This window comes from Streptomyces griseosporeus, from assembly GCF_014656055.1.
GTDB lineage: Bacteria > Actinomycetota > Actinomycetes > Streptomycetales > Streptomycetaceae > Streptomyces > Streptomyces griseosporeus.
Window position 1 is genome coordinate 524,987 of sequence record NZ_BNBR01000006.1, and the last position, 18,343, is coordinate 543,329.

Below are 18,343 nucleotides of genomic sequence, written 5' to 3' on the forward strand. Positions count from 1 at the left end.
ACCGTACCCAGCGGCGCACCGAGGACGGATACCCCCCGGCGCGGCCCCGACCCACCCACCAGCACAACGCGCTACACCAGCCACCCACACACCCGCACGGGCCGCCGCAGGCATTCAGGGGCGCGGGGAACTGCGCGAGCAACCACCCACCCACCCGCACCAGCCGCCGCAGGCACACCGCGGGGAACTGCGCGAGCAACCACCCACGCACCCGCACCGGCCGCCGCAGGCACACCGCGAGCAACCACCACCCACCCGCACAAGCCGCCGCAGGCACCCCGCACCCGCACGTCATGTCACCGTAACCATCGATTCAGACAGGCTTGCGACGCTCGGCCAATGACGCCCGCCGTGCCAGAGCCCTCGCCACCCCCAAAGAGGTGGTCGCTTTCCGACGCGCCTGTATCGCCGCAGGCGCGGAAGAATGGGTTCATGAGCCAGCCAGAAGCCAAGGCACAGGTCCAGCACGCGCAGCCTTCCGTGGGCTCCATAGCCGCGCACCGCCCCCACACCGTCGCCGCGACCGTCTCCGACCTGGAACCCGACATCGACGCCGACCTCGACGGGTACGAGGAGTCACCGGAGTCGCAGGGCGACGGCATCGCGCTGCCGCAGGGTCGTTTCCTCGACCGCGAACGCAGCTGGCTCGCGTTCAACGAGCGCGTCCTCGAACTGGCCGAGGACCCGAACACCCCGCTCCTGGAACGCGCCAACTTCCTCGCGATCTTCGCGAGCAACCTGGACGAGTTCTTCATGGTCCGCGTCGCCGGCCTGAAGCGCCGTATCGCCACCGGCGTCGCCACCCGCTCCGCCTCCGGCCTCCAGCCGCGCGAGGTGCTGGAGATGATCTGGGCGCGCTCGCGCGAGCTCATGGCCCGGCACGCCGCCTGCTTCCACGAGGACGTGGCCCCGGCGCTCGCCGAGGAGGGCATCCACCTGGTCCGCTGGAGCGAGCTGGCGGAGAAGGAACAGGCCCGCCTGTTCACCCTGTTCCGGCACCAGATCTTCCCGGTCCTCACCCCCCTCGCGGTCGACCCGGCGCACCCCTTCCCGTACATCTCGGGCCTGAGCCTCAACCTGGCGGTCGTCGTCCGCAACCCGGTCAGCGGCCACCGCCACTTCGCCCGCGTCAAGGTCCCCCCGCTGCTCTCCCGCTTCCTGGAGGCCTCCCCCGGCCGCTACGTCCCCATCGAGGACGTCATCGCGGCCCACCTGGAGGAGCTGTTCCCGGGCATGGAGGTGCTGGAGCACCACGCCTTCCGCCTCACCCGCAACGAGGACCTGGAGGTCGAGGAGGACGACGCCGAGAACCTCCTGCAGGCCCTGGAGAAGGAACTCATGCGGCGCCGCTTCGGCCCGCCCGTCCGCCTGGAGGTCGAGGAGTCCATCGACCGCGAGGTGCTGGACCTCCTGGTCCGCGAGCTGAAGATCTCCGAGGCGGAGGTCTACCCCCTGCCCGGCCCCCTCGACCTCACCGGCCTCTTCCGCATCCACAGCCTGGACCGCCCGGAGCTGAAGTACCCGAAGTTCATCGCGGGCACCCACCGCGACCTGGCCGAGGTGGAGTCGGCGTCGGCCCCCGACATCTTCGCGGCGCTGCGCCAGCGGGACGTCCTGCTGCACCACCCGTACGACAGCTTCTCCACCTCCGTGCAGGCCTTCCTGGAGCAGGCGGCGGCCGACCCGGACGTCCTGGCGATCAAGCAGACGCTGTACCGCACCTCGGGCGACTCCCCGATAGTGGACGCGCTGATCGACGCGGCGGAGGCCGGCAAGCAGGTCCTGGTGCTGGTGGAGATCAAAGCCCGTTTCGACGAGCACGCCAACATCAAGTGGGCGCGCAAGCTGGAGGAGGCCGGCTGCCATGTCGTCTACGGCCTGGTCGGTCTGAAGACGCACTGCAAGCTGTCGCTCGTCGTCCGCCAGGAAGGCGAGATGCTCCGCCGCTACAGCCACGTCGGCACGGGCAACTACCACCCCAAGACCGCACGCCTGTACGAAGACCTCGGCCTGCTCACCGCGGACCCGCAGGTCGGCGCGGACCTCTCCGACCTGTTCAACCGCCTCTCCGGCTACTCGCGCCGGGAAACCTACCGCCGCCTGCTCGTCGCCCCCAAGTCCCTGCGCGACGGCCTGATCTCGCGGATCAACAAGGAGGTCCAGCACCACCGTGCCGGACGCCCCGCGTACGTCCGCATCAAGGTCAACTCGATGGTCGACGAGGCGATCGTCGACGCCCTGTACCGCGCGTCGCAGGCGGGCGTGCCGGTCGACGTGTGGGTGCGCGGCATCTGCGCGCTGCGCCCGGGCGTGGCGGGCCTGTCGGAGAACATCCGCGTCCGTTCCATCCTCGGCCGCTTCCTGGAGCACTCCCGGATCTTCGCCTTCGGCAACGGCGGCGAGCCCGAGGTGTGGATCGGCAGCGCCGACATGATGCACCGCAACCTCGACCGCCGTATCGAGGCGCTGGTGAGGGTCGTCGACCCCGCCCACCGGGCGGCCCTGAACCGGCTGCTGGAGACCGGCATGTCCGGCTCCACGGCCTCCTGGCACCTGGGCGCGGACGGCGAGTGGACCCGGCACGCGACCGACCAGGACGGCCAGCCCCTGCGCAACGTCCAGGAGATGCTCATAGACGCCCGGAGGCGCCGGCGTGGCAACGCGACACCATGACCTGACGGACCCCGCGGCCGCGGAGACCGCGGGCCCGGTGACGGGGGAGGCCCTGGCGGGCTACCTCCGCGCCCAGGCCACGGAGTTCCTCCGCGCGCTGCGCCTGCACCGGGAGACCGGCGGGCCGGGCAACGGCGCCGGGGGATCGGTCGACGCGGCGCGCGCCCTGCGCCGTTCGGCCCGCCGTATCACCGGCAGCCTGCACACCTACCGTCCCCTGCTCGACGCCGACTGGTCGGAGGAGATCCGCCCGGAACTGGCGTGGCTGTCGGGCACGCTGGCGCTGGAGCACGCGTACGAGGCCCGGCTGGAGCGCCTGCTGACGGCGCTTCAGCGCCTGTCGGGCGCGGCGGTGCCGACCCTGCCCGAGCCCCTGACCGGGGCGACAGCCGCCCGCGCGGGTACGACGCTCAAGTCCCGCCCCGCTCATACAACGCGGACGACACTGGCTCCCCCCGAAGCCCCGGCCCCCGCCGCAGCACCGACGCCCACCGCCGCCCCGGCACCCCCCGGCACCGGCCCCCACCCCACCGCACCCCCCGACCGCGGCAACCTCACCGTCGGCGCGGCGAAGGCGGGCGCGCTGCTGGAGCGCCAGCTGACCCTCGCCCGGACCCGCGCCCACTCCACGGCCCTGCAGGCGCTCGGCAGCAGCCGTTTCCACGCCGTCGCCGACAAGGTGGCCTTACTGGCCAGCGAGGTGCCCCTGACCGCCGGCGCGGCAACCACCGACCTGCGTCCGCTCGCCACGGCGGCCGAGGAGCGGCTCGCGGACGCCGTGGCGGCGCTGCCGCTGGTCACCGCCGGGCACCCGTACAACGCGGAGGCGCTGGTCCACGGCCTGTCCCCGGACCCGGCCCCGCACCCCCAGGACGCGCCCTGGCACCAGGTACGGCTGCTGCTGCGCCTGCACCGCTACGCCCGCGAGGTCCTGCACGCCGGGACCGAGCCGGCGGACGTCCGGCTGCTCCCGGCGGGCCAGGCCCTCGACCGGCACCGGGACGCCGCGGAGGCGGCAGCGGCGGCGGCCCAGGCGGCCCGTACGCCGCGGATCGCCCCGGCGACGGCGTACGCGCTCGGCGTGCTCCACGCCGACCAGCGGCACGAGGTGGAGGCGGCGCGGTACGCGTTCCAGCGCTGCTGGCAGAAGGACCGGCAGGAAAGGGTCCCGACGAGCTGAGCCCGGAAGGCCGAGCCAGGAAAGGCGGGCCCCGGAAAGCCGAGTCCAGGAAAGCGGAGGCCAGGAAGGCCGGACCCGGAAAGGCCGGGCCCCGGAAAAGAAGGCGGCGAGCGACAGGTGACCGACGACGACCGCACCGTGGAAGCAGCCGGCTGCGTCCTGTGGCGCCGCGCCCCCGACGGCGGCGGGCTGGAGATCTGCCTGGTGCACCGGCCGAAGTACGACGACTGGTCGCACCCGAAGGGCAAGCTCAAGCGGGGCGAGGACGCGCTGGCGGGCGCCCTGCGCGAGGTCGAGGAGGAGACGGGCCGGCGCGCGGTGCCGGGGGCGCAGTTGCCGACCGTGCGGTATCTGGCCGACGGACGCCCGAAGCGGGTGCGCTACTGGGCGGCCGAAGCGGCGGAGGGCACCTTCACGCCGGGCACGGAGGTGGACCGCGTCCTCTGGCTGCCCCCGGCGGCCGCCCGCGACCGCCTCACACAGCCGCGGGACCGCGCCCTGGTGGACGCGCTGCTCGCGACCCTGCGCCTGACCTAGGGGCCGGCCTGATCGACGAGACACGCCCTGGGCGCGTCGCTTCGCCTCACATCGTCCGGAATCGCTCCGTGTCCTCACCGTGAGCATTCCGTGACCTCACCGCACCGTCCACAGGGGTTCACCCCTCGTTCATTCATGCCCTTCGGCGGCTTCACCTGATCTGCCTAATTTCGGCCTTACCCGGTGCGGCGCACGCCCGACGAGGACGCGTCCGCATGACCAAGAACTTCGCACGCCGCCGGATTCAGGACGGCGGCTCCTGGAAGGACATTCCTCAAGTGAAGCTTCAGCGCATGAACCGGCGGGCCCTCGCCCTCGGCGCGTTCGCCGTCTCCGGCGCCCTGGCCCTCACGGCGTGCGGCTCGGACGACACGGGCAACAACAGCGGCAGCGGCAAGTCCGGCGCCGCGAGCGCCCCCGCCAGCAACATCAAGTGCGACGACGCCAAGGGCCAGCTGCTCGCCGACGGCTCCTCCGCGCAGAAGAACGCCATCGACGCCTGGGTCAAGGCGTTCAGCCAGGCCTGTGGCGTGCAGATCAACTACAAGGGCCAGGGTTCCGGCGCCGGCGTGACCGCGTTCACCCAGGGCCAGGTCGCCTTCGCCGGTTCCGACTCCGCGCTGAAGCCCGAGGATGTCGCCGCTTCCAAGAAGGTCTGCTCCGGCGGCCAGGGCATCGACCTGCCGATGGTCGGCGGCCCGATCGCCGTCGCGTACAACCTGGACGGCGTCGACAACCTGGTGCTGGACGCCGGCACGATCGCCAAGATCTTCGACGGCAAGATCACCAAGTGGAACGACAAGGCGATCCAGGACCTCAATAAGGACGCCAAGCTCCCCGACCTGAAGATCCAGGCCTTCCACCGCTCCGACGAGTCCGGCACCACGGACAACTTCACCAAGTACCTCAAGGCCGCCACCCCGGAGAACTGGACCTACTCCGGCGGCAAGGCCTGGCAGGCCAAGGGCGGCCAGTCGGCCTCCGGCTCCTCCGGTGTCGCCCAGGGCGTGAAGTCCACCAACGGCGCGATCGGCTACATGGAGCTGTCGTACGCCAAGGACGGCCTGAAGACGGTCGCCCTCAACACCGGCGCCGCCGCTCCGGTCCAGGCCTCCTCCGAAGGCGCCAGCAAGGCGATCGCGGACGCCAAGGTCGTCGGCACCGGCCAGGACCTGGCGCTGAAGCTGAACTACACCACCAAGGCCGAGGGCGCCTACCCGATCACCCTCGTCACCTACGAGATCGTCTGCGACAAGGGCAACAAGGCCGACACCCTGCCCGCGACCAAGGCGTTCCTGCGCTACATCGCGAGCACCGACGGCCAGTCGGTCCTCTCGCAGAACAACTACGCGCCGATCCCCGACGCCATCATCACCAAGGTCCGCAGCACCATCGAGGGCCTGAGCTGATCCAGGGGTGCGGTCCGGATCCGGCAGACCACCGGGGCCGGACCGCACCGTCCGGTGCACCGCCGCCAGGGGCCGCCCACGCACAGCCGCCCCGCCCGAGCCGCCCGTCGCCGTGCGGCTCCGCAGACCGGAGAACCCGATGGACATATCCACGAAGACACACGACGCACCTCCGCCCCCACCCCAGCCCCGGCCCGCCCCCGCCGAGCAGAAGCGCGCGGCCCGCGGCGCGACCCGCCCCGGTGACCGCATCTTCCTCGGCCTGACGCGCGGCTCGGGCATCCTGCTGCTGGTGATCATGGCCGCCATCGCGGTCTTCCTCAGCTACCGCGCGTCCCTCGCCATCAGCAAGGACAACGGCAACTTCCTGACCACCTTCGAGTGGGTCACCGCGGGCCTGGAGCCGAGGTTCGGCATCGCCGTCCTCGCCGTCGGCACGGTCGTCTCCTCGATCATCGCCATGGCCATCGCCGTTCCGATCGCGGTCGCCATCGCCCTGTTCCTCACCCACTACGCCCCGCGCCGCCTGCGCGGCCCCATCGCGTACGTCATCGACCTGCTCGCCGCGGTGCCGTCCATCGTGTACGGCCTGTGGGGCGCGCTGATCCTCGTACCGCACATGAACGGCCTGTTCGGCTGGCTCGACGACTACCTCGGCTGGACCGGGATCTTCGCCTGGGACGAGGGCGCCCCGCGCGCGATGCTCACCGTGGGCATCCTGCTCGCGATCATGATCCTGCCGATCATCACCAACGTCAGCCGTGAGGTCTTCCGGCAGGTCCCGCAGATGCACGAGGAGGCGGCCCTGGCGCTCGGCGCCACCCGCTGGGAGGTCGTCCGCATGGCGGTGCTGCCCTTCGGCCGCTCCGGCGTGATCTCCGCCTCGATGCTCGGCCTCGGCCGCGCCCTCGGCGAGACGATGGCCGTCGCCACCGTCCTCTCCCCCGACTTCGACCTGCACGCCAGCCTGCTCAACCCCGGCGGCGGCACCTTCGCGCAGAACATCGCCGCCAAGTTCAGCGAGGCGGACGAGTTCGGCCGGGACGCGCTCATCGCCTCCGGTCTGGTCCTGTTCGTCATCACCCTGCTGGTCAACGGCGCGGCCCGGCTGATCATCGCCCGCCGCAAGGAGTACTCGGGGGCCAACGCATGAGCCACGCCGCCATCGCCGACAAGCGCCCCGGTTCCCTGCGCGGCGCCCGCCTGCCCCAGTGGGGCCCGTACGCCATCGCGGCCGGCTCGGTCGCCGCCGGCCTCGGCATCAGCGCCGGCGCGGGACTGCACAGCAGCATCCAGTGGGCCCTGATCGCCGCCGTCCTGTACGTCCTCGGCACCTACGGCATCGCCGCCCGCGTCGAGGGCCGCCGCCAGGCCAAGGACCGCGTCGCCACCAGCTTCGTCTGGGTGGCCTTCCTCCTCGCCGTGATCCCGCTCGCCTCCCTGGTGTGGGCGACGGTCAAGCGCGGCGTGAAGGTCCTCGACGGCTACTTCCTCACCCACTCCATGGGCGTCGTCGCCGACTCCGAGCCGGGCGGCGGCATCTACCACGCCATCCTCGGCAGCCTGGAGCAGGTCGGCCTCGCCACCCTGATCGGCGCCCCGATCGGCGTCCTCACCGCGATCTACCTGGTCGAGTACGGCCGCGGCAGGCTCGCCAAGGCCGTCACCTTCTTCGTCGACGTCATGACCGGCATCCCGTCGATCGTCGCGGGCCTGTTCATCCTCTCCATCATGCTGATGCTGAAGATGCAGCCCTTCGGCTTCGCCGGCTCCCTCGCGCTCGCGATCCTGATGATGCCGGTGGTCGTCCGCTCCACGGAGGAGATGCTCAAGCTCGTCCCGAACGAGCTGCGCGAGGCCTCCCTCGCGCTCGGCGTCCCGAAGTGGCGGACCATCCTGAAGGTGGTCCTGCCCACCTCCATCGGCGGCATCACCACGGGCGTCATGCTCGCCATCGCCCGCATCGCGGGCGAGACCGCCCCGGTCCTGCTGCTGGTCTTCGGCAACCCGTTCATCAACTCGAACCCGTTCGAGGGCGCGCAGGCGTCGCTGCCGCTGTACATCTACCAGCAGTACTCGCAGAGCGCCGGGTCGACGTACGCCTACGACCGCGCCTGGGCGGCCTCGCTCACGCTGATCGCCTTCGTGATGATCCTCAACCTGCTGGCCCGCGGCATCGCCCGCTGGAAGGCCCCGAAGACCGGTCGCTGACGGCGGCCATACAGCGACCGACTGTTTGGAAGTGAAGTAGAGACATGGCCAAGCGAATCGACGTAAGCGGTCTGACCGCCTACTACGGCTCCCACAAGGCGATCGACGACATCTCGATGACCGTCGAGCCCCGCTCGGTGACGGCGTTCATCGGCCCGTCCGGCTGCGGCAAGTCCACGTTCCTGCGCACCCTCAACCGCATGCACGAGGTCACCCCCGGCGGCCGCGTCGAGGGCAAGGTGCTGCTGGACGACGAGGACCTGTACGGCGCCGGCGTGGACCCGGTCTCCGTGCGCCGCGAGGTCGGCATGGTCTTCCAGCGCCCGAACCCCTTCCCCACCATGTCGATCTTCGACAACGTGGCGGCGGGCCTGCGACTGAACGGCAACTACCGCAAGTCCGAGCTGAACGACATCGTCGAGAAGTCGCTGCGCGGCGCCAACCTCTGGAACGAGGTCAAGGACCGCCTGAACAAGCCGGGCTCCGGCCTCTCCGGCGGCCAGCAGCAGCGTCTGTGCATCGCGCGGGCCATCGCGGTCGAGCCGGACGTGCTGCTGATGGACGAGCCCTGCTCGGCCCTCGACCCGATCTCCACGCTCGCCATCGAGGACCTGATCGGCGAGCTGAAGGAGCGGTTCACGATCGTCATCGTGACGCACAACATGCAGCAGGCGGCCCGGGTCTCGGACCGCACCGCCTTCTTCAACCTGGCCGCGGTCGGCCAGCCCGGCAAGCTCGTCGAGATCGACGACACCGAGCGGATCTTCTCCAACCCGTCGGTCCAGGCCACCGAGGACTACATCTCGGGCCGCTTCGGCTGAGCCGACCCCCGACTCCTCGCGGTGCTGCATGGCGGTGCCACCGCGAGGACACCAAAGGGCCCGCCCCCTGGCTCCCGGGGGGCGGGCCCGTGTGTGTTGTCGCTGGACTTGTTGCCGACCGAGTCGGGTGGTGGGTGGGCACAGGCCCGGGGGTCCAGGGGGCGAAGCCCCCTGGCACGGCGCCTAGAGGACGGCCAAGTTCACGATCCCGAAAGCCAGCGCGGCGACGAGCGCGGCCGCCGGCATCGTGATGAACCAGCCCAGCACGATGTTCTTGGCGACGCCCCACCGCACGGCGTTGACCCGCTTGGTCGCGCCGACACCCATGATCGCCGAGGTGATCACATGCGTGGTCGAGATCGGCGCCTTGAACAGGAACGCCGTCGTGAACATGATCGACGCACCGGTCGTCTCCGCCGCGAACCCCTGCGGCGGGTCCAGCTCGATGATCTTCCGGCCGAGCGTCCGCATGATCCGCCAGCCACCGGCGTACGTGCCCAGCGACAGCATCACGGCACAGGCGATCTTCACCCACACCGGGATCGGGTCGCCGTAGTCCTCGACATCGGCGATGACCAGCGCCATCACCACGATGCCCATGGTCTTCTGCGCGTCCTGCAGACCGTGGCCGAGGGCCATACCGGCCGCCGACACCGTCTGCGCGATGCGGAAGCCGCGCTTGGCCTTGTGCGGGTTGGCCCGGCGGAAGAGCCACAGGATGACCGTCATCACCAGGTAACCGGCGACGAGACCGACCACCGGCGACACGAACATCGGGATGACGACCTTTTCCAGCACGCCGTGCCAGTACACGGTCGTACCGCCCGCGAGGGCCGCGCCGACCATGCCGCCGAACAGCGCGTGGGACGAGGACGAGGGCAGCCCGAAGTACCAGGTGATCAGGTTCCAGACGATCGCGCCGACCAGCGCCGCGAAGAGGATCCCCATGCCCTTGGAGCCCTCGGGTGTCTGGATCAGGCCCTCGCTGACGGTCTTGGCGACCCCGGAGCCGAGGAAGGCACCGGCGAGGTTCATCACGGCCGCCATGGCCAGCGCCGCCCGCGGGGTCAGCGCCCGCGTGGAGACGGACGTGGCGATGGCGTTGGCCGAATCGTGGAAGCCGTTGGTGTACGTGAAGAAGAGCGCGACCGCGATGGTCACGACCAGGGCGAAGGTGTCCATGGCGGGGCCTCAGGACTCCTTGACCGCGATGGTCTCCACCGTGTTCGCCACGTGCTCGAAGGCGTCCGCGGCCTCCTCCAGCACATCCACGATCTGCTTGAGCTTGAGCACCTCGATGGCGTCGTACTTGCCGTTGAAGAGGTGGGCGAGCAGCTTGCGGTGGATCTGGTCGGCCTGGTTCTCCAGACGGTTGACCTCGATCCAGTACTCGGTGAGGTTGTCCATGGTCCGCAGGTTCGGCATGGCCTCGGCCGTCAGCTCGGCCGCCCGCGCCAGCACCTCGATCTGCTGCTCGACGCCCTTGGGCAGTTCCTCGACGTTGTAGAGGACGACCAGGTCGACGGCCTCCTCCATGAAGTCCATGATGTCGTCGAGGGACGAGGCGAGGGAGTAGATGTCCTCGCGGTCGAACGGCGTGATGAACGAGGAGTTCAGCTGGTGGAAGATCGCATGCGTCGCGTCGTCACCTGCGTGTTCCGCGGCCCGCATACGCTCTGCGATCTCGGCCCGGGCGGAGGGGTCCGCCCCGAGCAGTTCCATCAGGAGCTTCGAGCCGGTGACGATGTTGTCCGCGGAGGCGGCGAACATGTCGTAGAAGCTCGTCTCCCTGGGGGTCAGACGAAAGCGCACGTGGGGTCCTCGGGATGCATCGGTTTCGGTCAGGCTGATGCTAGGCGCATCATCCGGCCACGGCTATCGGGCCGGACCCCAGTGTCGCCCATCGGGCACAGTGGTCGGCACGGGGGCCGCACCCCCTTCTACCCGGCGAACTTCGCTACTATATACCTACCAGGGGTATATGCCCGTTTCCGTGCACCGGGGAGGACGCGATGACGACCACAGAGGCCGGCGCAGGTGCGCCCTCCGCGGAGGCGGCCGGGACGGCCGAGAGGGCCGAGACCGCCGGGACGGCCGAGACCGTCGGCGCGGAGGTGGTCACCGACCACGACCGCGGCGTGCACGGGTACCACAAGCAGAAGGACGAGCACCTCAAGCGGCTGCGCCGGATCGAGGGCCAGATCCGCGGCCTGCAGCGGATGGTCGACGAGGACGTCTACTGCATCGACATACTCACGCAGGTCTCCGCCTCCACCAAGGCCCTGCAGTCCTTCGCGCTGCAGCTGCTGGAGGAGCACCTGCGGCACTGCGTCGCCGACGCGGCCCTCAAGGGCGGGTCCGAGATCGACGCGAAGGTCGAGGAGGCGACGAAGGCGATCGCGCGGCTGCTGCGGACGTGAGGCGTGAGGCTCAGCGGCGCTCGCGCGGGCGGGCCCGCTCCTCGGCGACCCGGAGCACCTCGTCGATGCTCTCCAGGCTGAGCCGGTCCTCGTCCGCGGCCGAGGCCGCGATCATCAGCTCTCCGCACAGTTCGATCTCGGCGAGGGCCACGTGGTCCTGAACCGCCGTACCGCCGACCGGAGCCACGCGCATCACCTCGTCTCTGCCGTCACCGGCTTCCTAGAGTAGGGAGCGGCCTACACACCGCGCATGGCACGGACGGGCTAGTCCTGGCCAACTCCGGACGCGGGCGGCGGCGAGCCGGAGACGGACCTTTCTACTCCGCGATCTTGCCGGCGTAGATGTCCTCGCTCCTCGGCAGACGTACGTCGGCGGGGGCGCCGAAGTCGTACAGCAGGGTCGTCGAGGCGACGGCCACGGCGTCCTTGCGCTGCCCGTTGACGAAGCTGAAGCGGTGCCGGACCTTGCGGATACGGCCCTCGTCGTCGAGGTACACGTCGAATGGCACGACCGCCGTGGCGAACCCTTTCGCCGCGGCCAGCAGGGGTGCCCTTCCGGCCACCGAGGCCCGCTTCGCCGCCTCCCTGAGGTCGGCGGTGCCGCGGTAGTGCCGCACCTCGGTCCCGGCGATCTCGGTACGCCCCAGATACGTCGCCGACCGCGTCCCGCGCAGCAGCTCCGCGGCGGCGTACGGATCGGTGGCGCCGCCGGTGACGAGGTTCCCGTCGGACATGCCCGCGGTCTCCACCCGCACCCACTTGTCGGCGGGCACGCCCGCGCCGCGGTTCTTCATGAACAGCGCGCCCGGGGCGAGGAGTTCGGTGATGGGCCGGTGCTCGCTGCTGCCCGCGGGGTCCGGCGGCAGCATGACGGTGAGCCGGCCGAGGCGGTGCCGGTAGTCGTAGACGCCGGCGCCGCGGATGGTGACGCGGGTGCCGCCGGTGGCCATCTCCACCGACGTCCGCGCCTTGGAACTGCCCGCGGCGAGGAGGCGGTCGGGGGCGCCGCGGACCACCTGCACGGCGTCACCGGCGGCACGGGCGTCCTCGACGGCGACGCCGTTGCCGGAACATGCGGAGGCGCACAGGCAGACCAGGAGCCCGCAGGCGAAGCCCGTCGCTTGCCTGCGCAGTCGCCGCACCTGCCGCCGCTGCCGCTGCTGCTGCCGCTGCCGCCGCTCAGCCATCGCCCGCCTACCCCCGGTACGTCCGTCAAGGGCCGCCTGTCGTTCGGTTAACGACGGGTAAGTGCCGCCGTCACGCGGCGGCGCCGGGCGCTAACGTTGTCGACGTGACCGAGCAGGACCACCACAGGACCACGACGGTCGAGCAGGGCCGCTTCTGCCTGGCCCACTGCACGTGCGGCTGGCGGGGGCCGGCCCGCAGGGCCCGAAGCATGGCCCGAGCGGACGCGGAGGCCCACGTCTCGGCACCGGGCCGGACCTGAACGGGTTCGTCTGCGGGTGGGGGGGGGTGGTTGCTCGCGCAGTTCCCCGCGGTGTGCCTTCGGCGGCCCTGTGCGGGTGGGTGGGTGGTTGCTCGCGCAGTTCCCCGCGCCCCTGAATGCCTGCGGTGGCCCGCGCGGGTGTGTGGGGGCTGGTGTAGCGCGTTGTGCTGGTGGGTGGGTCGGGGCCGCGCCGGGGGGTATCCGTCCTCGGTGCGCCGCTGCGTACGGTCAAATCCGCACCGCTTCTTTTCGCCGCCCGCTGCGGGCGGACACCCCCCGACACGTCCCCTGCTCGCCGTACGCGTCTACCGGCCGCCGTGGCTGCGGCAGGGCCGCCCCGCTGGGGTAGCGGGCAGCCGCACCGCTGGGCCGCCCCGCCGCCTCAGCTGCGAGCAGCCGCACCGCCGGGCCGTATCCCTGCGTAGCTGCGGGCAGTCGTGCCGCTGGGGCGGCACGGGTGGGCGCAGCGGCACCCCGCAAGCGCCGGGCTGCGCCACCCACCCCCGGCCCGCACCCACGCCGGGTGCCCAGCCCGCCAAGCTGCAGCAGCCGCGTCCGGGGCGGCGAGGGCACCATGGAACCCCACGCCCCCGCACCCCGTCCCCTTCCACAGGACCCCCGGGGCAGGAAGAGGGCAAGCACATGGACCGGCGCACCTTCATAGGCGGTACCGCGGCGACGCTCGCCGCGGTCGGCACCGCCACCGCCTGCACAAACAGCGGCACCGCCACGAAGGACACCGCCGCCTCCACCCACCCCCCGCTCAAGACCACCGCCGCCTCCGCCCCCGCCACCTGGACCGCCCTCGCACGCGACCTCGACGGCACCCTCGTGCGGCCGGGGGACGCGGACTGGCGGTCGGCCCGGCTGCTGTACAACACCCGGTTCGACACGCTGAGGCCCGCCGCCGTGGCGTACGTACGGCACGCCGACGACATCCGCACCACCCTCGCCTACGCCCGCGCCCACCACATCAACGTCGCCATCCGCAACGGCGGCCACTCGTACGCCGGCTGGTCCTCCGGCGACAACCGCCTGATCATCGACGTGTCGAGGCTCGGCACGATCCGCGCCTCCGGCACCACGGCAGTGGTCGGCGCCGGCGCCAAGCTGATCGACGTCTACCGGGCGCTCGCCGCGAAGGGCACGACGATCCCCGCCGGCTCCTGCCCCACCGTCGGCGTCTCCGGCCTCACCCTCGGCGGCGGCCACGGGGTCGTGTCCCGGGCGTACGGCCTGACCTGCGACAGCCTCACCGCCGCGACCCTCGTCACCGCCGACGGCAAGCAGCTCACCGCCGACGCGAGGAACCACCAGGACCTCTTCTGGGCGCTGCGCGGCGCCGGCAACGGCAACTTCGGCGTCGTCACCGAGCTGCACTTCCGTACCCACCCGGCCCCGCAGGCCGTCACCGCGTACCTGTCCTGGCCGTGGGCGAAGGCGGCGGCCGTGCTGAAGGCCTGGCAGGAGTGGGGGCCCTCGCAGCCGGACGAGATCTGGTCGTCGCTGCACCTGGCGAACTACACCGGCGGCACCCCCACCGTCACCGTCTCCGCGTTCTCCCTCGGCACCTACGGTGAGCTGCAGAACGCCGTCGACCGCCTCGCCGCCCGCGTCGGCGCGGACGCGACCAGCGTCTCGCTGCGCCGCCGCTCGTACGAGCAGGCGATGGAGATCTACGCCGGGTGCTCGGCCTTCACCGAGGACGCCCAGTGCCACCTGCCGGGCTCCACGCCGGGCCGGTCCCCCCGGGGCGCTCTGCACCGGGAGACGTACGCGGCCCGCTCCGACTTCTTCGACCGATCGATTTCGGCCAACGGCGTGCAGACCCTGCTGGCGCAGATCAGAAATGTCCGCGGCGGTTCCGGCACGGTCCAGCTGACCGCCCTCGGCGGCGCGGTGAACCGCGTCGCGCCGACCGCGACGGCGTTCGTGCACCGCCGGTCGAGGATGCTCGCCCAGTACATCGCGGCCTGGCGCGCGGGCACGTCCGGTACGGCGGCCCAGGCCTGGCTGACGGCGGCGCACGGCGCGATGAGGCCGTACGCCTCGGGTGCGGCGTACCAGAACTACACGGATCCGACGCTGAGGGACTGGCGTACGGCCTACTACGGGCAGGCGGCGTCCCGGCTGGCGCAGCTGAAGCGGCAGTACGACCCGCACCGCGTCTTCACCTTCCCGCAGGCCCTGTAGGGCCCGCCGAGGGCGCTGCTAGGCGGCCAGGTCGCGTTCCTCCGAGTCGACGGACCGCTTGCTGCGCGCACCGGACACCACGGACTCCTGCCCCTGTCCGGCGCCCCGGGCTCGGATGACCCAGCCCAGCCGGCGTGAGCCCTCGACGGCCTTCATCAGGGGCGTGAGCAGCGCCATGGCGACGGGCGACAGCAGCAGCGCGACGGCCGTACCGAGGGCGAAGCCGCCGACGACGTCGGTCGGGTAGTGCACGCCCATGTAGACCCGGCAGAAGCCCTCCAGCAGCGCGAGCCCTATCCCGACGAGCCCGAACTTCCGGTTGGTGACGAAGAGTCCGACGCCGAGGGCCATCGTGATGGTGGCGTGGTCGCTGACGAAGGAGTAGTCGGTCTTGCCGGAGACGAGGACGTCGAGCCCCTGGTGGTCGAGGAAGGGCCGGGGCCGTTCCACGAAGCCTCGGATGGGGACGTTGACCAGCACGGCGACGCCCGCGGCGAGCGGCGCCCACACCAGCGCGGCGACGGACGACGCGGCGTCCTCGGCGCCGCGCCGCCGCACGGACCACCAGCACCACAGCACGAGCAGCACCATGGCGAGCAGCAGGCCGTACTCGCCGACGTACTCCATGACCCGGTCGAACCAGTGGGGTGCGTCCTTGGCGAGGCCGTTGATGTCGTAGAGCAGGTCGACGTCGGGGTTCGACCCGGATTCGGCGAGTCCAGCCATGGTGCTGCGGCCCCTTACGTCGTTCTCCGCGGCGCACCGGACATGCGCCGCTTGCCCACCCCCGTGGATTCACTGGTCGTCAACAGGAACGCACGGTCCCCCTCATTACGTTCCACGCTCCACCGAATGATCACGCAGACGTTATCGAAGAGAGATCCATCGTCGCAGCTCAGGGGAGGGGCCCCCACCCGTTTTCGCCCTTGTTTCACACTGTGGTGGGGAGCGCTTTCGCGCCATCTTCGGTGACCCGGGTGGCCCCGAAGTAGTCGGGGGTGTCGATCGGGTCGAAGCGGATCACGGCACCCGTGCGCGGCGCGTCGATCATGTAGCCGCCGCCGACGTAGATGCCCACGTGCCGGATGGCCCGCGAGTTGGTGAGGTCGTCGGAGAAGAAGACCAGGTCCCCCGGGAGCAGCTCTTCCCTCTTCGGGTGCGGTCCGGCGTTGTACTGGTCGTTGGCGACGCGCGGCAGCACGATCCCCACGCTCTCGTAGGCGGCCTTGGTCAGCCCGGAGCAGTCGAAGCGTCCTCCCTGGTCGGCGGTGCCGTTGCCGCCCCAGAGGTAGGGCGTGCCGAGCTTCTTCTGCGCGAAGTAGATGGCACCGGCGGCCTGCCGGGAGGGGTCGACACGGTTGACGGGCGCGGCGAAGGAGTCCTCGAGAGTGGTGATCGTCCTGACGTAGTTCTGCGTCTCCTTGTACGGCGGGACGCCCTTGTACTTGATGACGGCGTACGCGCCCGCGTTGTACGCGGCGAGCATGTTGTGCGTGGCGTTCCCCGGCACGTCCTTCACATAGCCGGCGAGGGTGCAGTCGTACGAAGCGGCCGACGGGATCGCGTCGTTCGGGTCCCACACGTCGCGGTCCCCGTCCCCGTCCCCGTCGATGCCGTGCGTGGCCCAGGTCCCCGGGATGAACTGCGCTATCCCCTCGGCCTTGGCCGGGCTCTTCGCGTTCGGGTTGAACCCGCTCTCCTGGTACAGCTGGGCGGCGAGCAGCGCCGGATTGAGGGCCGGGCACAGGTTGCCCCACTTCTGCACGAGCGTCTGGTAGGCGGCGGGCACGGCCCCTTTGGCCAGCGCCTTCCCGGCCCCGCCGACCCCGTTCATCAGGTTCCCGGCGATGACGAACACCCCGACGACGAGCAGCAGCACGAACCCGACGGCACCGGCCAGGGCGGCGGTGCCTACGATCCATACCTTCCGCACCGTCAACCACCCCTCGCCGCCCGGGAGTCTGCCGAGCGTCAGTGTAGAGGCGGGCGCTGTGTGACGGGGTGATCACACGCAAGTCGGGAAGAAGGAGAAACCAGCACGTGGGAACGCCGCCGTATCCGCCGCCGCACCAGCAGCAGCCGTTGCCGGACAACCCGTACGCCGCGCAGGCGGGTTACGCCCCGTCGGCACCACAGCCGCCGTACGCCCAGCCGCACCCCCCGCAGTACGCCCAGCCGCACTCCCCGCCATACGCCCAGCCGTACGGCGCCTACGCCCAGGGTCCCGCGTGCCGCATCTGCGGCGCGACTCCGGCGGCGCCGATGACCGTGCGTCAGCACACGGGCCTGCTGGTGGGGATGCGTTTCAGCAAGGTCGAAGGGCCGCTGTGCCGGTCGTGCGGTACGGCGATCCACCGGGACCTGACGACGAAGACGCTGGCCGGGGGCTGGTGGAGCCCCCTGTCCATGTTCCTGTTCTGCCCGGTCACCCTGCTGGCCAACCTGGCGCTGCACTTCCGCCTGAAGAAACTGCCGTACCCGGTGACCCCACCCCCTACGGGTGTCGTGATGAACCCGGGCAAGCCCATCCACCGCCGGCCGGCGGCGTACGTGATGGCGTGCGTGGCGGCGTTCTACCTGTCGGTGGCCCTGATCGGCGTACTGGGCGGCTAGCGGCAGTCAGGGCAGACGGCCTCCCGGTACAGTCGGCCGGCCTCCGCCCCGAGGACCACGCTGTACGACACGTCGTCGGTGGCCCCGCCCTGCTCGTGCCCGCCGAGCACGCCGACGACCTGGCCGTTCCCGTTCACCCAGGGGCTCCCGCTGGTCCCGGCGCTGAACCCGGGGCACTCGATGCGCTGCTGGGTACGGCTGTGCGGCCGGGGCTTGTCGGTGCAGGTGACCGGCGCGTCCCGGTCGTCCGGGTACCCGGTGACGGTGACGGCGGTGGCCCCGGTGGCGACCCCGGCGGCGAACCGCTCGCCACCGACGACGTCCTCGACCTCCCGCCCGCTCCCATCGGGCTCCAGCGCGGCAAAGGCAAAGTCACTGTCCTCGTCCTGACCGTCGGCCCACCCCTCGGGCAGATACCGGCGGGCCACCTTCCACAGACCGTGGGGCGCCTGCCCGTCCCGGTACCCGGGGGCGAAGAACAGCTCCCCGTCGTCCTCGCCGAGGCAGTGGGCGGCGGTGAGGACGAGGTCGTGCCGGGGGCTGTGGACGACGGAGGCGGTGCAGTAGTGCTCCCCCGGCTTCCCCTCGTGGAACAGCGCCCCCACCCGGTCGCTGCGCACCCCGGCCGCCGCCACGACGGTCACCCCGAGCGGCCCGGTCCCGGCGTCGGCGGTGGCCAGCGACGCGGACATGACGACCGACAGCACCAGCACGATCACGCCGAAGAGCGCGAGACGGCGGGGGCCGCGGGAGGCGGGTCTGGTGCGCTTCATCAAAGACCACTGTTACCCAGAAAGGTGAGAAGCGCTTCAGAAGAGTTTCCACGGCACTCGCCCGCG

Annotated in this window: 18 protein-coding genes; 11 read left to right on the forward strand and 7 right to left on the reverse strand. The window is 71.2% G+C overall.

Features of this window, described 5'->3' with window-relative positions; genetic code table 11:
• Positions 1-339: 339 nt before the first annotated feature.
• From IE308_RS29025 to pstB, 7 genes are all read left to right on the forward strand, one after another.
• A complete protein-coding gene (locus tag IE308_RS29025; protein ID WP_110628981.1) occupies positions 340-2,673 on the forward strand; it encodes an RNA degradosome polyphosphate kinase in 2,334 nt (777 codons plus the stop codon).
• Complete coding sequence (locus tag IE308_RS29030; RefSeq protein ID WP_190220172.1) at positions 2,654-3,853, forward strand: CHAD domain-containing protein; 1,200 nt, start codon at positions 2,654-2,656, stop codon at positions 3,851-3,853. The genes IE308_RS29025 and IE308_RS29030 overlap by 20 nt, the downstream gene beginning before the upstream one ends.
• A gap of 117 nt (positions 3,854-3,970) precedes the next feature.
• Complete coding sequence (locus IE308_RS29035) at positions 3,971-4,390, forward strand: NUDIX hydrolase (protein ID WP_190220173.1); 420 nt, start codon at positions 3,971-3,973, stop codon at positions 4,388-4,390.
• Between the two features lie 278 nt (positions 4,391-4,668).
• Entirely contained in the window at positions 4,669-5,799 is a 1,131-nt protein-coding gene (gene pstS / locus IE308_RS29040) for a phosphate ABC transporter substrate-binding protein PstS (RefSeq protein WP_110628983.1), read from the forward strand.
• A 139-nt stretch (positions 5,800-5,938) separates the two neighbouring features.
• On the forward strand, positions 5,939-6,952 hold the full coding sequence (gene pstC / locus IE308_RS29045; RefSeq protein WP_110628984.1) for a phosphate ABC transporter permease subunit PstC: 1,014 nt from the start codon (positions 5,939-5,941) through the stop codon (positions 6,950-6,952).
• Positions 6,949-8,010 (forward strand): phosphate ABC transporter permease PstA, encoded by a 1,062-nt coding sequence (gene pstA, locus IE308_RS29050; RefSeq protein WP_190220174.1) that lies wholly within the window; start codon positions 6,949-6,951, stop codon positions 8,008-8,010. Before pstC ends, pstA begins: the two co-directional genes overlap by 4 nt.
• Positions 8,011-8,054: 44 nt before the next feature.
• A complete protein-coding gene (pstB, locus tag IE308_RS29055) occupies positions 8,055-8,831 on the forward strand; it encodes a phosphate ABC transporter ATP-binding protein PstB (RefSeq protein ID WP_110628986.1) in 777 nt (258 codons plus the stop codon).
• A 183-nt stretch (positions 8,832-9,014) separates the two neighbouring features.
• Here pstB and IE308_RS29060 read toward each other — a convergent pair whose 3' ends face one another.
• Positions 9,015-10,013, reverse strand: a complete 999-nt coding sequence (locus IE308_RS29060) for an inorganic phosphate transporter (protein WP_110628987.1) — start codon at positions 10,011-10,013, stop codon at positions 9,015-9,017.
• 9 nt (positions 10,014-10,022) lie between these two features.
• Positions 10,023-10,643 carry a DUF47 domain-containing protein gene (locus tag IE308_RS29065; RefSeq protein WP_110628988.1) on the reverse strand — a complete coding sequence of 207 codons (621 nt, stop codon included), beginning with the start codon at positions 10,641-10,643 and terminating at the stop codon, positions 10,023-10,025.
• Between the two features lie 200 nt (positions 10,644-10,843).
• Between IE308_RS29065 and IE308_RS29070 the strand changes: the two genes are divergently transcribed.
• Positions 10,844-11,251, forward strand: a complete 408-nt coding sequence (locus tag IE308_RS29070) for a metal-sensitive transcriptional regulator (RefSeq protein ID WP_190220175.1) — start codon at positions 10,844-10,846, stop codon at positions 11,249-11,251.
• Between the two features lie 10 nt (positions 11,252-11,261).
• Here IE308_RS29070 and IE308_RS29075 read toward each other — a convergent pair whose 3' ends face one another.
• Both IE308_RS29075 and IE308_RS29080 read right to left on the reverse strand, forming a co-directional pair.
• The gene (locus IE308_RS29075) at positions 11,262-11,444 is read right to left on the reverse strand and encodes a hypothetical protein (RefSeq protein ID WP_110628990.1); all 183 of its coding nucleotides are present in this window, start codon (positions 11,442-11,444) and stop codon (positions 11,262-11,264) included.
• Positions 11,445-11,568: 124 nt separating this feature from the next.
• Entirely contained in the window at positions 11,569-12,438 is an 870-nt protein-coding gene (locus IE308_RS29080) for an SCO4651 family lipoprotein (RefSeq protein ID WP_229909220.1), read from the reverse strand.
• Positions 12,439-12,542: 104 nt separating this feature from the next.
• Between IE308_RS29080 and IE308_RS29085 the strand changes: the two genes are divergently transcribed.
• Entirely contained in the window at positions 12,543-12,698 is a 156-nt protein-coding gene (locus IE308_RS29085) for a hypothetical protein (RefSeq protein WP_190220176.1), read from the forward strand.
• A 642-nt stretch (positions 12,699-13,340) separates the two neighbouring features.
• Positions 13,341-14,891 (forward strand): FAD-binding oxidoreductase, encoded by a 1,551-nt coding sequence (locus IE308_RS29090; RefSeq protein ID WP_190220177.1) that lies wholly within the window; start codon positions 13,341-13,343, stop codon positions 14,889-14,891.
• 18 nt (positions 14,892-14,909) lie between these two features.
• On the opposite strand, the gene IE308_RS29095 is transcribed toward IE308_RS29090, so the two are convergent.
• Positions 14,910-15,617, reverse strand: coding sequence for a phosphatase PAP2 family protein (locus IE308_RS29095; RefSeq protein WP_110628993.1), 708 nt, complete (start codon positions 15,615-15,617; stop codon positions 14,910-14,912).
• 205 nt (positions 15,618-15,822) lie between these two features.
• On the reverse strand, positions 15,823-16,830 hold the full coding sequence (locus tag IE308_RS29100; protein ID WP_190220178.1) for a C40 family peptidase: 1,008 nt from the start codon (positions 16,828-16,830) through the stop codon (positions 15,823-15,825).
• A 101-nt stretch (positions 16,831-16,931) separates the two neighbouring features.
• Between IE308_RS29100 and IE308_RS29105 the strand changes: the two genes are divergently transcribed.
• Positions 16,932-17,504: a hypothetical protein gene (locus IE308_RS29105; protein ID WP_190220179.1), complete on the forward strand. Its 573-nt coding sequence runs from the start codon at positions 16,932-16,934 to the stop codon at positions 17,502-17,504.
• Here IE308_RS29105 and IE308_RS29110 read toward each other — a convergent pair.
• Positions 17,501-18,277 (reverse strand): trypsin-like peptidase domain-containing protein, encoded by a 777-nt coding sequence (locus tag IE308_RS29110; RefSeq protein ID WP_190220180.1) that lies wholly within the window; start codon positions 18,275-18,277, stop codon positions 17,501-17,503. The genes IE308_RS29105 and IE308_RS29110 overlap by 4 nt on opposite strands.
• Positions 18,278-18,343: the final 66 nt, after the last annotated feature.